The sequence below is a fragment of the Prosthecobacter fluviatilis genome (assembly GCF_042655725.1).
Taxonomy (GTDB): Bacteria; Verrucomicrobiota; Verrucomicrobiia; order Verrucomicrobiales; family Verrucomicrobiaceae; genus Prosthecobacter; species Prosthecobacter fluviatilis.
Genome location: NZ_JBHSMQ010000001.1, coordinates 921404 through 937450, shown reverse-complemented (window position 1 = coordinate 937450; position 16047 = coordinate 921404). Strand labels below are relative to the sequence as shown.

The following is a 16047-nucleotide window of genomic DNA, read 5'->3' as shown; positions in this document are numbered from 1 at the left end:
TCGTTTAGTTGGCTTGGTTTACCTCAGCTTTTCCAGCCGTGCCGATTCTTTGCAATGAATGCTGACCTCCGAGAATGGCTTCCCACCAAGACCGGTGGGTCAAATACCACTGCACAGTCTCACGAAATCCCTGCTCTTTGGACTCGAGCGGCCGCCAGCCGAGTTCCGAACGGATTTTGGAAGAGTCTATGGCATACCGCAGATCATGACCCGGACGGTCTGTGACAAAGGTAATGAGATCTTCACTCGGAGATGGCGGAGCAAGGGTCTCGTCCACCAGCCTGCATAGCAGACGCACAAGATCCAGATTGCTCCATTCATTGTTGCCGCCAATGTTGTAAGTCTCCCCCGCCCTGCCCTTTTCAAGAACCAGGCGAAGAGCACGGCAATGATCTGAAACAGCCAGCCAGTCGCGGATGTTTTCACCGCGTCCGTAGACCGGAATAGGCTCCCGGCGGAGACACTTGAGAATCACGACGGGGATCAGCTTCTCCGGAAACTGAAACCTGCCATAGTTGTTCGAGCAATTCGTGATCAACACAGGGAGGCCAAAAGTATCATTCCATGCCCTGGCAAGATGATCCGAAGCGGCCTTGGTGGCACTGTAGGGCGAATGCGGCTTGTACGGACTGGTCTCTGTAAACCCTGGATCATCGGCATTAAGCGAGCCGTAAACCTCGTCAGTAGAAACGTGGAGAAAGCGAAATGCCCGCGCCTGCTCGCCCTTCATCGCCTGCCACCAATGCAAGGCCGCTTGAAGAAGGTTGTAGGTACCAATCACGTTGGTCTGAATGAACTGCTGAGGACCATCAATCGAACGATCCACATGGCTTTCAGCAGCCAGATGCATGACTGATCCGATTTCAAACTGCTTGAAAATCTCCCCCACAGCCTCGGCGTTGTTGATATCCGCCTGAATAAAATGATGCCGGGGGTGATTCAGCACACCCTCAAGGGAACTGAGGTTTCCGGCGTAGGTCAGCTTATCAACATTGATGATCTCATGATCAGTCTCCTCGATCAGCTGACGCACCAAATTGGAGCCGATAAAGCCAGCCCCTCCTGTAACTAAGATGGTCATTTGCTCATACGAGTTGCGCCAGATTGTGCCAGCAGGTTCATGCGCTTGTCGCTTGATAAAACTCCAAAGTGCGGCGCAATCCCTCTTCCCAGCCGACTTTGACGTCGTAATTCAGGCCGGCGCGGGCGGCGCTGATGTCCGCCAGGGAATGAAGCACATCACCTGCACGTGCAGGCTCAAACCGCGGCTGGAGCTGCTGGCCCGTGAGCTTGTTAATATCGTTGACAAGCCTGATCAAGTCTATGGAATGACCGGCAGCCACATTGAAGACCTTGCCTGCTGCCCGGTCTGCAGGCGCCTCAGCAGCCAGCAGGTTTGCGGCAACCGCATTGTCAACAAAGGTAAAGTCACGCGCCTGGCTTCCATCCCCAAAGATGACCGGCGGCTTGCCTTCCAGCATGAATGTGCAGAACTTGGCGATCACACCAGAATATGGCGAATCAAAAGCCTGGCGGGGACCAAAGATATTGAAATAGCGGAGTGCCACGGTCTCAAAACCATAGAGCTGGTGGAAGAGCTGGCAGTAACGCTCCCCGCCATACTTTTGCAGCGCGTAGGGTGAAAGCGGCTGCACTGGCAGTCCCTCATATTTTGCAGGAGCATCTGCATTCCCGTAGATAGATGACGAGGACGCAAACATCAGTCGCTTTACTCCGGCATCACGTGAGGCGAGCAGCACATTCAACGTTCCGTCGAGGTTCTGCGAATTGCTCTCAAGCGGTTCGGCGACGGAGCGCGGCACTGAAGGCAACGCGCCCTGATGGAAAACCCAATCAACTCCAGGCATCAGTTTTGCCAGCAGGTCGCGGTCGCGGATGTCTCCCTCGACGAGATCGACTTTGTCCCCGGGCTTTTTCCAGCTCAGATTGTTAGGATTCCCCAGCGAGAGATTGTCCAGCACAATGACCTCTGCCCCTTTGCGGCAAAGCGCCTCCGTGATATGAGAACCAATAAAACCTGCACCACCAGTAACGAGAGCTTTCATGCTTTGAAATAATTTGGCCTTCCTTTCATCAGTGTGCTGAGCGCATTGCGCGAATCAACCACCAGACGTGCGTGCTCCGCGATGAGGGCGGTATTCACCACTTTGTGGTTTGTGGCCACAAGAACCAAGTCGTAGTCAGCAAGCGTGCCAGCATCCAGTTCGACACTTCTGCGGCCAGCGAAATGCGCATGTTCGCGGGAAGGGCGGATCACTGGCACATGCGGATCGTGGTAGTCCACTTCTGCTCCCTGCTGCTCAAGCATGTCCCAGAGCACATAGGCAGGGCTTTCGCGATCATCATCCACATTCGACTTGTAGGCGATGCCTATCATGAGAATCCGACTGTCACGGATGGTCAGGTGCAGCGAGGACAAAGCCTCCCCCACTCGCTGAATAACGTAAGCGGGCATGGCGGTATTGACTTCGCCAGCAAGCTCGATGAAACGCGTCTCCTGCCCGTATTCACGAGCTTTCCAAGTGAGGTAAAAGGGATCGATCGGAATGCAGTGCCCGCCAAGACCGGGGCCAGGGTAAAAGGGCATAAAGCCAAAAGGCTTGGTCTTTGCAGCATCAATCACATCCCAGACGTCGATGCCCATCGCTGCATAGACCACTTTGAGCTCGTTGACCATGGCGATGTTTACCGCGCGGAAAATGTTTTCGGTCAGTTTGACCGCCTCAGCCACCCGGCATGACTCCACCGGCACCAGAGTCTTGATGGCCCTGCCATACACACTTAAGGCGTGTTTTTGGCAGTCCTCAGTGTAGCCACCGACGATTTTAGGAATGACTGCCACATCACTTTGTGGATTGCCCGGGTCTTCACGCTCTGGAGAAAATGCCAGATGAAAATCCACACCCGCTTTCAGATTGGAGCCTTCTTCCAGCACTCTGCGCAGCTCGGTATCTGTCGTTCCTGGATACGTGGTAGACTCCAGCACCACGAGCTGTCCCGGCTGGAGATGAGGCGCGATGGCGCGGCCGGTGTTCAGCACATAAGTCAGGTCAGGTTCCCGGTGTTTCGCCAGCGGCGTGGGCACACAGATGATTACCGCCTCACATTCGCGCACACGGGCAAAATCTGTGGTGGCTGAAAAACGCCCCGCATCGCGCTGGCAGCGTATGGAATCAGCAGAAATGTGCAGGATGTAGCTCTCCCCAGCTTGCAGAGAATTGATTTTGTCGGGATCAATGTCGAATCCCAGCACAGTACTCCCCGTCCGGGCAAACTGGAGACTCAAGGGCAGGCCGACATAGCCTAAACCGATGATACCGATGGTGGATGACGTCATGTAAAAAGACAGAAGTGTGAAAATTGGATATGAAGGCAAGGCGGAAGGCATGCGAGAACTTTTTTTCAAAAAGGAAGGCCTTTGAGCCTTTTGGAGCCCCCAGCGCCACACTTGGCGACACCACAAACCTTAACATCAATCAAAAAAAATCTAAAATCATCAAATCAAAAACCACCTAAAACCACACCTATATTAAATTTTAATCATTGAATTTGAACGAAGTAAATAAAGACTTGGAAACAAACCAGAAATTTGGCTCAAGTCACGCCTGATGGCCACTCTTTGGCCTAGGGGTGAGAGGGTAGGCCCTCCCAACCAAGCAGCGGAAATCCAGCTTTTTTCCACGCGCCCACAGACCACTTGATCCCGGATGAATGATTCACATTTCAGACATGAGGAGGCCCTGTTCATCCATCCCATCACTCATGCGCAAACTGGTTTCACACTCTCAAAAATGGAGCAGACGCTCCCTCTCTGACCGCGTGCATGGTTCTGGTTCATGAACAAACCGCTGGCATGGCACAGGACAGTTGCCTTCTGAGACTTCGCGCCAAAAAAGGTGTTGGCTTCACGCCCCCACGGTAATAGAGCAGAGAGGAGTACATGGCTGATTCAATCCCCCCCCGACGCACATGGCGTATCGCCCATTCCGAAGCATCCCTTGGCTGGGGAGGACAGGAACACCGCATTCTGGCAGAAATAAGCGGCTTCAGGAAACGCGGCAGCGCTGTCTGGCTCATCGCACCGGCAAACAGTGAGATTTATCGGCGCGCCAGCCAGGCCGACATCCCTTTGCTCGCCCAGCGCTTCGATCAGCGTCACCTGCTGCCTTTTCACATCCTTCGGGTTGCGTGGTGGCTGCACCGCCACCGCATCGAGATAGTAAATCCTCACAGCTCACGAGATGGGTGGCTGCTCACCATTGCAGCACGCATCGCACGAGTGCCTCTGATTATCCGCAGCCGACACTTCGATGTTCCCATCCCTAACAAAGCCCTCAGCCAGCTGATGTACAAGGACTGGAGTCACCACATCATCACGACCAGTCCAAAAATCACCGCTTCGCTGCTCTCCACCTTCAAGCTCAATCCAAACGAAATCACCACGCTGCCGACCGGCGTTGACCTGGATCGTTTCCGCCCAGAGGGCCCCAAGGCTGATTTTTCTGCCTACTCGCTGCCACCTCAGACACCACTCGTTGGCATGATCACGGTGATCCGCGCGGCAAAAGGCATTCAGGTCCTGGCCGAGGCCGTTCGTCTGCTCAAAATAAATCACGGCATTCGCGTCCATTGCATCATCGCGGGAGAGGGGCCGGCGCTCGATTACATCAAGTCTGAGATTTCACGGTTTGCCGTTGAAGATCATTTCACTCTGCTAGGCCACCGGGAGGATGTGCCGGAAATCATGCGTGCCTTGGACATCGTGGCAATCCCCTCCTTTCATGAGGCCATACCTCAGTCAGGCCTGCAGGCCCTGGCCACAGGCATCCCGGTCGTTGCCAGTGACGTCGGAGGAATACCCAGCATCATCAGGAATGGTGAAACAGGCCGCCTCGCACCTCCTGAAAATGCCGTCGCTCTGGCGGCTGCCATTCGCGAAACCTTGGAGCAAAAAGCCCAGACACAAGCCATGCGGCAGGCGGGGCTTCAGCTTGTCCGTTCTCAGCACAGCCTTGAGGCCATGCTTGACCGGCTCGAGGCCGTTTACTGCCAGCATTTGGGCGGTTGTTGAGCCTTGTGCTCAGGTTGTAAAGGCAGTTAGTGTCCCCGGTGAGAGCCAGCACTCCCCACTCGCAATTTTCACATGCAACATCCAGAAGACCCTCAGTTCTCAATCCTGATCAAAAAGACGCTCGCCTCCATCTGGAAGTATCTGCTTCCCTATCGCGGGCGTTTCGTGCTGAGCTTGCTGCTGGGAATGGTGAGTGCAGCCTTCAACGGGTTCATGCTCATCGGGTTTCAGCTCATTTTTTCCCTGGTTCTAAAAGGCAAGACCCGCACTCTGGGAGAGGGGACTGATCTGCCTCTGGTGGGTGAAATCAACCTGGCAAAGATGTTCAACCTCGATGCTGACGCCCCCATTGGCCTGACGGGAGTCATGATCGCGTGCTCCTTCATACCGGTGCTGATCTTTTTTCGCGGCTTTTTTGGTTACCTGTCCGCCTACATGCAGGCCTGGGTGACCAGCAAGGTGGCCTACCAGATGCGCAATGACGCCTTTCAATGCGTCATGCGTCAGTCCCCCGCATTCTTCAATTCCGCCAAGACTGGTGAACTGATGCAGACGGTCACCAGTCAGACGGCGGTGGTCCAGCGGAATGCCATGCAGATCATTCAAATCGTCGCGCAGCGCCCACTGACGATCATTTCCATTCTGGTCGTCCTCTTTGCGCAGGACTGGCTTTTCACCCTCATGTCCCTCGTTATCTTCCCCGCATGCCTGCTGCCGATCATCCGCATCGGCAAAAAGGTGCGCAAGAGCGGGGCGCGGGAAGAATATGACTCCAGAGAACTGATGGTGGCCATGCAGGAATCCTTTGCCGGCATCAGGCTGGTGAAGGCCTATGCCGGTGAAAAGCACGCCGAGGACCGCTTTGAACGGACCAACGCCAGCATGACGCGCAACATGATCCGCTGGGCCAAGGCCATCGAAATTGTCGGCCCCAGTGTGGAAACGATTGCCTCGCTCGGAATCGCCGCAGGCCTTGTGTATGCATGGGACCGGGGCCTTGAGGCGGAAAACTTTTTCATCATGGTGATGGCGCTCACTCAGATCTACCCTCCCGTGAAAGAACTGAGCCGCGTGCAAATGATGCTGCACAAAACGACCGTGGCGGCGGGCATGGTGTTTGAACTGCTGGAACGCACTCCGGACATTCAGGACGCACCTAACGCCGTGGACATCGGACGCTCACGGGGTGAAATCACCTTTCAAAACACCGCTCTCTACTACCGCGAAAGCAATGGGGAGAAAAAAGATCTTCCCGCCGTGACAGACATCAATCTCCACCTGGAACCTGGCAAGTTTTACGCACTTGTCGGACGCAGTGGCGCTGGTAAAAGCACTCTCTTCTCTCTTCTGCTGCGTTTTTATGATCCCGACCAGGGCTCAGTGCTGCTGGACGGTCGGGATGTGAAATCGATCTCACAAAAGTCCCTGCGCGGCAACATCGGCATCGTCAACCAGGACACTTTCCTGTTTCACGACACCATTCGTGAAAACATCCGCTACAGCTGCACCGATGCCACTGAAGAGCAGATCATCGCTGCCGCGAAAAAGGCTCATGCTCATGAATTCATCGTGCAGATCAGCAATGGCTATGATGCGGTTGTGGGTGAGGGCGGCTGCAATCTTTCCGGTGGGCAGAAGCAGCGTATCGCCATAGCCCGCGCCGTTTTGCGCAACGCCCCCATCCTGCTGCTGGACGAGGCATATTCGGCACTCGACACCGAGAGCGAAAAGATTGTGCAGGACGCCATCCACACTTTGTCCGCTGGCAAAACGGTGGTGGCCATTGCCCACCGCCTTTCCACCATCCTCGAGGCAGACCAGATCATTGTCATGGACCAGGGCCGCATCGTAGACCGCGGTCCGCATGCGGAACTGCTGACGCGCAATGCCATCTACCAAAACCTGTATAACCTGCAGTATAGCGCTGACGAGCGGAGGGACGCCTGATCTTCAGGGCTTGCCACTGACACATCATTGCTGAGTGAAATGCCTCCGCTGGCGATGTGAGAAAGCCACAATGAATCAGTGCTGACAGAGCATGGGCTAAATGTTTTCTTTAACTCAATTCATTCACGGCTTGAGGGGAAAGCCATTCATCAAAACTTGATCTGTCGCACTTGAACCGCCAAGAAAGAGGCAGCGCATGATTCAGAATTTCACCATCGCCACCTCCGCCATCCCACCGCTCTTTGCGCTGCTGGCACTGATGCTTGCAGGCGTGGTGCTGGTGTCCCTGCTGCTGCTGCGGTTGCGGCAGTCCATGCTGGCCGGCTACTTTATCTGCGGCGTGCTGATTGCGAACTCCGGCGTGCTGGGGATTCTCGGGGGGGGAGCATCACACGAACAGATTTCGCAGATGGCGGAGTTCGGCGTCGTGCTGCTGATGTTCACACTTGGGCTGGAATTCTCACTCGGTGAGCTACGATTCCTGCGACGGCTGGCGTTCGTTGGCGGCGGCTGGCAGATGGGGCTTTGCGGCATCGTGGTTGCAGCGGTTTCCAGTGTGCTCCATACCAGCTCATGGCATGGAGGCGTCATCCTCGCGGTAGCGCTCTCCCTGAGCTCCACCGCAGTCAGTTTGAAAAGCTTTCAGGATCTCGGGCTCGAAGCCAGCCCCGGCGCGCGCATGGCGCTGGCCGTGGCGATTTTTCAGGACCTCTTCATCATCGTCTTCTTCATGTTTCTGCCGCTGCTGCTGCCGCATGAAGGACCCGACGAGGCCATCCTGCCACGTCTCGGTTCCCTCGTCCTGCGTGGCGGAGCGTTTGTGGTTTTGTCCGGCGTGATGGCGCGCTGGGTCATTCCCTGGCTGCTCAATGCGGTGACGCGCACGCGCAACCGGGAGCTTTTCACGCTCACGGTCATTGGTTGCTGTGTGAGCCTTGCCTTCACAGGAGGCCTTCTAGGCCTGGGCCTCGCGCTCGGAGCTTTTGTTGCTGGCCTGGCGGTTAGCGAGTCGATCTTTAAACATCGCATCCTCGCGGATGTGATGCCGCTCAAGGATCTCTTCCTCACGCTCTTCTTTGTCTCGGTCGGCTTGATGATTGACATCAAAACGGCAGCCCGGCTGTGGATGCCCATCTCCGCCCTCACACTGGTTTTCATGCTGGCGAAGGCAGTCATCATCACCTTCGTGGCGCGCCGCCTGGGACTGGCGCAAAAGCAGGCTCTGATGGCCGGCATCGGCCTGTGCAGCGCGGGGGAGTTTTCCCTCGTGCTGCTGCAGCAAACGCGCGCCGCCGCCCTATGGAGCGATGACACACAGCAGACGATGCTGGTGGCCAGCGCGCTTTCCATGGGACTGCTTCCGGCGCTGTTGAAATTCGGCATTCCTCTCGGCGACTGGCTGGTGAAGCGCGGCTGGGGCCGCGGCAAGCCGGTGAAGTTTGACGCAGGCAGCCTCCGCCAGCGTGTCGCGTTGCTCTCGAACCACGCCATTATCTGCGGGCATGGTCCCGTGGGCGAAAAGCTCAACAATGCCCTGCTTGATGCAGGCGTGCAGACCCTCGTCGTAGAACTGAATGCTGAGACCGTCCGCAAGCTCCATCGTGAAGGGCAGCCTGTGCTCTTTGCCGACGCATGCCATGAGGAAACCTGGGAACTCACGCGCCTGAAAAACGCACGGATCGTCGCGCTCACCTTCCCCGATGCCACGATCAATGCACAGGCCCTGAGCTTGATCCGGGCGCTGCGCCCAGACATTGCGGTGCTTGCCCGTGCCCGGTTTAGCTCGGACGTCGAACGTCTCAAACGCTTAGGGGCGACTCAGGTCGTCAATGATGAGACGGAGGCTGCAAATTCCATCGTAGAGCAGGCTGAAATGCTGCAAGGAACATGATCGGAGAGCAGCCGATGGCCGCTCCTTCACTTTGACCTTTCTCCCTTCGCTTAAATCATTTTCATTGCAGTTTCGGGGGCATTTTTGGCATGATCTTTTTTTAATTCCACGGGAGCCAAACCGTCTCGTGAAGCGTATAAGCAGTGTCCTGCATCGTCCCCGGCGTGCAGGGTAAAAAAGGCGTCCATGAATGGTTCCTGGGCGGCATGCAGAAAACCCTCAATAAGTTAACCTCTGATGCACCACGTTGTATTCCTCCAAGACCTTGCCGTTGTCATGATCATCGCCGCGGTGGTCAGCTTGTTATTTCGGTGCATCAAGCAGCCGGTCGTGCTCGGTTATATCCTGGCAGGGGTCATCATCGGGCCGCACACGCCGCCTTTTTTGCTGATCAATGATCTGCATAACATCGAGACGCTGTCAGAGCTGGGAGTCATCTTTCTCATGTTTGCGCTGGGCTTGGAGTTCAGCCTCAAAAAGCTTACCAAAGTGGGTGTAACAGCGCTGCTGGGCGCCCTCTTTGAGATCTTTCTGATGACCTGGGCTGGCTACCAGATTGGCCGGGCCTTCGGCTGGGCTACGATGGACAGTGTCTTTCTGGGCGCGATCCTCTCCATCTCCTCCACCACGATCATCATCAAGGCGCTGGAAGAGATGGGAAAGACCAAGGAGCGCTTTGCCCAGATGATCTTCGGCATTCTCATCGTCGAGGACATTTTGGCCATTCTCATGATTGCCATGCTCTCAGGCTTCGCCACCACGGGCTCCCTGGCCATGGGCGATGTGGCCACGACTGTGGGCAAGCTGGCCGCCTTCCTCGGTGTGCTGCTCGTTGCCGGACTCATTGTGGTGCCACGCCTGCTTAACTGGGTCGCCAAGTTTAAGAGCAACGAGGCGACCGTCGTCACGGTGATCGGCCTCTGCTTTGGAGTTTCACTCCTCGCGGTCAAGATGGGCTACAGCGTGGCACTGGGGGCCTTCCTCATCGGCGCCATCATTGCCGAGGCCCGCCACATTGCCCATATCGAGACCTTGATGCATCCGGTGAGGGATCTCTTCAGCGCTGTGTTCTTCGTCTCCATCGGTCTGCTCATCGACCCTCATGTGATCATGGAGCACATCGGTCCGGTGGTGATCATCACCCTTGTGGTGATCGCTGGAAAGGTCATCTCCTGCGGCTTCGGCACTTATGTCGCGGGCAATGACATGCGGACCTCCATGCGCGTCGGCATGGGGCTGGCGCAGATCGGCGAATTCTCTTTCATCATCGCCGCACTCGGCCTCTCACTGAAGGTGACAAGCGAGTTTCTCTACCCCATCGTCGTGGCGGTGTCGGCTTTGACGACTCTCTCCACTCCGTATCTCATCAAGGGCTCGGACGCGGCCGTGCGAGGTATGGAGAAGATCATGCCCGGGGGGCTCATGCGCATGCTGGACGCCTACACCATCTGGGTGGGCAACCTGGCAGGCAGCGGCAACAAGAAAACACCCGGCAAGTTTCTGCGCAAGTGGGGCTGGCAGATCGCGCTGAACCTGCTGCTCATCGCCGCCGTTTTTATCGGAGCTGTTTTCCTCAAGGACCGTGTGCAGCGCTGGTGGCCCGAGGCACCGGGCGGGATGGATGGCATCAAAGGAATGCTCTGGCTCAGCGCCATGATCCTCAGCCTGCCGATGACCATCGCCGTCGTGCGCAAGTGGCAGGCCTTTGGAATGATGGTCAGCGAGATGAGTGTGACCCGCGCCGCTGCGGGCGAGCGCACTCAGGGACTCCGTGGCATCGTGTCCTCTGTCATCTTCCTGGCCGGATGCGCCGGACTCTTCCTATTCATGCTGGTGCTTAGCACGGCCGTGCTCCCTTCGCGAAATCTGCTTATCGCCTTGGTGCCCGTACTGGTGGCCATCGCCTTCCTGCTGCGGCGCACCTTCATCCAGCTGCATACGAAAGCGCAGTTCGCCCTGCATGAGACGCTCAACGAGACACCGCTCCCTCACCATGATGCGAGCGCCCCAGCCCTGCCATCCCTGTTGCGGGACGCCTCTCTGGTGACGGTAACGGTGCCTACCGGCTCTCCGGCCGTCGGGAAATTGCTCGCCGATCTCAAACTGCGCACTTTCACCGGGGCCAGCATCGTCGGTATTGAGAGGCAGGGGGAGAGCATCATCAATCCCGGCATCTCCGAGGAAATCCATGCAGCAGATTCCGTACTACTGCTGGGCAGTGAGACGCAGATCGAAAAGGCGCGCACTTTGCTGGTTCATGCCTAGTCCTGAGCGCACTGGCGCAGTGAGCGGGCGGTGAAAAGCTGCGCGATTCCGGGCACCGCCCTGAGCAGCTTCGTTTGCGCATGTCTCTGGGCTGTTTAGTCTTTGGACAAATGTCCCAACGCCTCTTCCTCCTCGATGGCATGGCGCTGCTTTACCGCGCGCACTTTGCCTTCATCAAAGCTCCCATCCGCACCAGCGACGGCCTGAACACGTCTGCGCTCTACGGCTTTGCCAACACGCTGCTCGACATTCTGAAAAACCAGCAGCCCACGCATCTCGCCGTGGCGCTGGACACCTCGGCACCAACGCCGCGCCACGAGATGTTTCCCGCCTACAAGGCGCAGCGCGAGGAGATGCCAGAAGACATCAGCATGGCCATCCCGCAAATCAAGCGGCTCATGGAGGCAATGAACGTGCCCATCCTGGTGCGCGACGGCTACGAGGCGGACGACATCATCGGCATCATGGCCAAGCGTGCCGAAAAAGAAGGCATCGAGACCTTCATGGTCACGCCTGACAAGGACTTCGGCCAGCTCGTCTCCGAGCATGTGAAGATCTACAAGCCTGGGCGCTCCGGGGCGGACACCGAGATCCTCGGTGTGAAGGAAGTCTGCGAGCGCTGGGGCATCGAGCGCCCGGAGCAGGTCATCGACATTCTCGCACTCATGGGAGACGCCGTGGACAACATCCCTGGTGTGAAAGGCTTTGGCGAAAAGACCGCTACGGCGCTCATCCAACAGTTTGGCAGCGTGGAAAATCTGCTGGCCAATGTCGGCCAGCTCAAAGGCAAGCAGAAGGAAAAGCTGGAGGCCAGCAAGGAAGACGCCCTGCTCTCCAAGAAACTGGCCACCATCTTCCACGACGCGCCTTACGAGGCTCAGGTGGCGGATCTCGTGGTGAAGCCGCACAACGATGAAGTGCTGAAAGCCTTCTTCACCGAATTTGAATTCAACGCGCTCGGCCGCCGACTCTATGGCGATGACTTCAAGGCAGGCCGCAGCCGCAAGATGGAGGCCGCCAGCCCCGCAGCAGCCGATGCGCCTGCGCAGGATGATCTCTTTTCCGCCCCCGCGCCGGCCAAGCTCAGCACCATCGCAGACACACCTCACACCTACCACCTCGTGCAGACAGCCGAGGAGCGGCAGAAGCTCATCGCGCAGCTTGCTACACTTTCATCCTTCTGCTTTGACCTGGAGACCACAGGCCTCGATCCGCGCGACACGCAGATTGTCGGCATCGCTCTGTCATGGCAGGCGCATGAGGGCTGGTTTGTGCACTTTCCGCGCGACAAGGCAGCGGCCAAGGCCACGCTGGAAGAATTCCGCGAGGTGCTCACACGGCCGGGTGTGGAGAAGATCGGACATAATCTCAAATTCGACCTCAGTGTGCTGCTCGCGCATGGCGTGGAGGTCAGCGGTCCGTACTTCGATTCCATGCTCGCGCACTCGCTCATCGACGCCGAGCAGCGCCATGGCATGGACTACCTCTCGGAGGTGTACCTGCACTACACACCCGTGCCCATCTCCAGCCTCATCGGCACGGAGAAAGACGACCTCTTCAGCCAGGCCACCATGGCCGACGTGGCGGAGAAGGACGCCCGCAAGGTGGCAGACTACGCCGCCGAAGACGCGGATGTGACGTGGCAGCTGGCCGCCAAAATGCGTCCTGAGCTGAAACAGCAGCAGTATGTCTTTGAAAAGGTCGAGTGCCCGCTGCTGCCTGTGCTGACGAAGATGGAAAACTTTGGTGTGAAGATCGACGTGCAGGCGCTGCGCGAGTACGGTCTGGAGCTGGAAAAGAAGGCGCAAGAGCTGCAGCGCCGCATTCAGGAATACGGGGGCGCCCCCTTCAACCTCAACAGCCCCAAGCAGCTCGGCGAGGTGCTGTTTGACCGCCTCAAGCTGCTCGAAAAACCCAAGAAGACCGCCACCGGTCAGTACCAGACCAACGAGCAGGTGCTGCAGTCCCTGCTGGGTCTGCACCCCATCGTGCAGGACATTCTGGACTACCGCGAGGTCACCAAACTGAACAGCACCTACGTCGAGGCGCTGCCGCATGCAGTCTCCAAAGTCACAGGGCGGGTGCACACCACCTTCCATCAGCTCATGGCCGCCACGGGCCGCATGGCCTCGACCAACCCCAATCTGCAAAACATCCCCATCCGCTCCGATCTGGGCCGCGAGATCCGCAAGGCTTTCGTGCCGGGCTTTGATGGCTGGGTGCTCTTGAGTGCGGACTACTCGCAGATCGAGCTGCGTGTCATGGCCGCTCTCAGCGGGGACAAGGCCATGATCGAGGCCTTTGCCAACGGGCACGACATTCACCAGGCCACCGCCGCGCGTGTGTATGGCGTGGAGCTAGACGGCGTGCTTCCCGAGATGCGCCGCACCGCCAAGATGGTGAACTTTGGCATTATCTACGGCATCTCCGCCTTCGGCCTCAGCCAGCGCCTTGGCATCCCACGCGGTGAAGCCGCCACCATCATTGAGAACTACTTCAAGCAGTTCCCCGGCATCAAACGCTTCATGGAGAAGATCGTCGAAGACGCCAAAAAGAGCGGCCATGTGGAGACCCTCACGGGCCGCCGCCGCGTCATCCGCGATCTCACCAGCGCCAACGCCACCGTGCGCGGCCAGGCCGAGCGCGTAGCCATGAACACCCCCATCCAGGGCACCGCCGCCGACATGATCAAGCTGGCCATGATCCACGTGGACGCCGCCCTGACCAAAGCCGGACTGCAGGCCCGCATGCTCCTCCAGGTGCACGATGAACTCCTCTTTGAAATGCCCGCAGGCGAAGTGGAGCAGGCCCGCCCCATCATCCTCGAAGCCATGAAAAACGCCCTGCCTCTGGAAGGCGTGCCCGTGGAAGTCGAGGCCGGGACCGGACTGAACTGGCTGCAGGCGCATTAACATTTAAACATCAAGACAAGCTCTCTTACTCCCCACTTTTCGGATCAAACGCATCTCTCAATCCATCACCGAGAAAGTTTAGGGCCAGCAGACTGGCTGACATGAGCAGTGCGGGGAAGACGAGCAGCCACCACTTGCTCTCGATCGGGTTGATGACCTGCGCACCATCCTTGAGCAGAGAGCCCCAACTGGCAGCGGGATCCTCGATGCCGAGCCCGAGAAAGCTCAGGAAGGATTCATCCAAAATGACCGCAGGAATGGTGAGTGTGAGGTAGGTGAGGATGATGGTGCTCAGGTTCGGCAGCAGGTGCCGCCGCAGCACCCCCCAGGGGCTCTGGCCCATGGCACGGGAAGCCGTCACAAAGGTCATCTCCCGCAGCACGAGCACCTGGCCGCGCACGATGCGCGCCATGGTGAGCCACTCCACCAGCCCCAGGGAAACGATCATCACCAGCACCTTGGAGTAGGCCTTAAGGTCGGTCATCATGGCGGCAAACTTCGGCCAGCCATGCGCCTGCGCGTAGAGCCGCAAGCCATCCACCCACTCCTTCACGTAATCATCCAGCGCGGCGATTAGGATCATGATGAAGAGGATGCGCGGCACGGACTGCAGCACCTCGATGGTGCGCATCATCACACCATCAATGCGCCCGCCAGCATAGCCGCTGATCATGCCGTAGAGCGTGCCGATACCGAGGCTGATCAGCGCGCCCACCAGCCCCACACCGAGGGAGACACGTGCGCCCGAGAGCAGGCGGTAGAGCATGTCCTGCCCGTTCACATCGGTGCCAAAGACATGCAGCGTTCGGGATTCGACGGCATGCTGCAGCGGCGGCACGAAGGAGGCGCTGCTTGTGCCCTTCAGCTCAGCCGGCAGCAGCATGGGCACCACGATGGCTAGGAGGGAAAGGCATGCGAGAAACCCGAGCGCGATGAGCGCTGCGCGGTTGCGCTTCAGGATCTGCCAGCCGTCCGGCCTCGCGATGGATGCTGGAGCGGCGCCTTCAGGCATAGAGTTTGATGCGTTTGTCCAGCAGCGTGTAGATCACGTCCACCAGCAGATTGAAGAGCACGAGCAGCGCACAGTACACGATCACCGCACCGCCGAGCAGGAAGACATCGCGGTTCTGGATCGAGTTCACAAAGATCATCCCCGCCCCGGAGATGTTGAAGACGCTTTCCACGATCATCGAGCCCGTGAGCAGATGAGCAGCGAGCGGTCCGAGAAAGGTGACCACGGGCAGGATGGCCACCTTCACTGCATGCCGCACCACGGCCTGTGTCTCGCTCAGCCCCTTGGCGCGCGCGGTGCGCAGAAAGTCGCTTTTCAGCACATCCAGCAGACTGTTGCGCATGAGCCGCGCCACGTAGGCGATGTAAGGCGCGGCCAGGCAGATCCCCGGCAGGACCATCTGCTGCACGGTACCCCAGCCGCCCACCGGCAGCCAGCCCAGCCCCAGCGCGAAGAGGGCGATCAAAAACGGCCCGCTGATGAAGGACGGAATGGAGATGGCCAGCAGCGCGCCGAACATGGCCGAGCGGTCGATCCAGGTGTCCCGCTTCATCGCCGCAAGGCTGCCAAGCGTGACGCCTGCGCAGCTCGCGATCACAAAGGCCAGCGAGCCCAGTGCAAAGGAGTTGGGCATCTTCTGCTTCAGCAGCTCGGCCACGCTCCAGTCGCGGTACTTGGTGGACAGCCCGAGATCAAAATGCGCGAGGGATGAGACATAGGAGGTGTACTGCTGCCACAGGGTGCCACTGAGTTTGTACTTTTTCTCCAGCGCCTCCTTCACATGCTTCGGGGGCTCCTTCTCCTTGTCGAATGGGCCGCCCGGTGTGATCCGCGCCAGCACAAAGGTGATCGAGATCACGCAAAAGATCACGATCACGCTGCTGAAGACGCGGCGGAGGAGAAAGGCAAGCATCGCGGAAATGTCGGA

The 16047-nt window shown here is 58.0% G+C and carries 11 protein-coding genes; 5 read left to right on the top strand and 6 right to left on the bottom strand.

Annotated elements, in window-relative coordinates; all coding sequences use genetic code 11:
• Positions 1-4: 4 nt before the first annotated feature.
• From rfbB to ACFQDI_RS03540, 3 genes are read right to left on the bottom strand one after another with little or no spacing between them, the layout of a single operon-like run.
• Positions 5-1081 (bottom strand): dTDP-glucose 4,6-dehydratase, encoded by a 1077-nt coding sequence (gene rfbB, locus ACFQDI_RS03550; RefSeq protein WP_377163470.1) that lies wholly within the window; start codon positions 1079-1081, stop codon positions 5-7.
• A gap of 37 nt (positions 1082-1118) precedes the next feature.
• Positions 1119-2066 carry an NAD-dependent epimerase/dehydratase family protein gene (locus tag ACFQDI_RS03545; protein WP_377163468.1) on the bottom strand — a complete coding sequence of 316 codons (948 nt, stop codon included), beginning with the start codon at positions 2064-2066 and terminating at the stop codon, positions 1119-1121.
• Positions 2063-3358, bottom strand: a complete 1296-nt coding sequence (locus ACFQDI_RS03540) for a nucleotide sugar dehydrogenase (RefSeq protein WP_377163466.1) — start codon at positions 3356-3358, stop codon at positions 2063-2065. The genes ACFQDI_RS03545 and ACFQDI_RS03540 overlap by 4 nt, the downstream gene beginning before the upstream one ends.
• A gap of 603 nt (positions 3359-3961) precedes the next feature.
• On the opposite strand from ACFQDI_RS03540, the gene ACFQDI_RS03535 reads away from it, so the two are divergent.
• The 3 genes from ACFQDI_RS03535 (at position 3962) to ACFQDI_RS03525 (ending at position 8930) form a co-directional block, all read left to right on the top strand.
• On the top strand, positions 3962-5092 hold the full coding sequence (locus ACFQDI_RS03535; RefSeq protein WP_377163464.1) for a glycosyltransferase: 1131 nt from the start codon (positions 3962-3964) through the stop codon (positions 5090-5092).
• Between the two features lie 72 nt (positions 5093-5164).
• The gene (locus ACFQDI_RS03530) at positions 5165-7039 is read left to right on the top strand and encodes an ABC transporter ATP-binding protein (RefSeq protein WP_377163462.1); all 1875 of its coding nucleotides are present in this window, start codon (positions 5165-5167) and stop codon (positions 7037-7039) included.
• 196 nt (positions 7040-7235) lie between these two features.
• Complete coding sequence (locus ACFQDI_RS03525; RefSeq protein WP_377163459.1) at positions 7236-8930, top strand: cation:proton antiporter domain-containing protein; 1695 nt, start codon at positions 7236-7238, stop codon at positions 8928-8930.
• A 50-nt stretch (positions 8931-8980) separates the two neighbouring features.
• Here the strand turns inward: ACFQDI_RS03525 and ACFQDI_RS03520 are convergent, their stop codons facing one another.
• Positions 8981-9118 (bottom strand): hypothetical protein, encoded by a 138-nt coding sequence (locus ACFQDI_RS03520; protein ID WP_377163457.1) that lies wholly within the window; start codon positions 9116-9118, stop codon positions 8981-8983.
• Between the two features lie 49 nt (positions 9119-9167).
• On the opposite strand from ACFQDI_RS03520, the gene ACFQDI_RS03515 reads away from it, so the two are divergent.
• Entirely contained in the window at positions 9168-11195 is a 2028-nt protein-coding gene (locus ACFQDI_RS03515; RefSeq protein ID WP_377163455.1) for a monovalent cation:proton antiporter family protein, read from the top strand.
• 110 nt (positions 11196-11305) lie between these two features.
• The gene (polA, locus tag ACFQDI_RS03510) at positions 11306-14107 is read left to right on the top strand and encodes a DNA polymerase I (protein ID WP_377163453.1); all 2802 of its coding nucleotides are present in this window, start codon (positions 11306-11308) and stop codon (positions 14105-14107) included.
• Positions 14108-14132: 25 nt separating this feature from the next.
• Here polA and ACFQDI_RS03505 read toward each other — a convergent pair whose 3' ends face one another.
• Positions 14133-15119 carry an ABC transporter permease gene (locus ACFQDI_RS03505; protein WP_377163451.1) on the bottom strand — a complete coding sequence of 329 codons (987 nt, stop codon included), beginning with the start codon at positions 15117-15119 and terminating at the stop codon, positions 14133-14135.
• Entirely contained in the window at positions 15112-16032 is a 921-nt protein-coding gene (locus ACFQDI_RS03500; RefSeq protein WP_377163449.1) for an ABC transporter permease, read from the bottom strand. Before ACFQDI_RS03500 ends, ACFQDI_RS03505 begins: the two co-directional genes overlap by 8 nt.
• Positions 16033-16047: the final 15 nt, after the last annotated feature.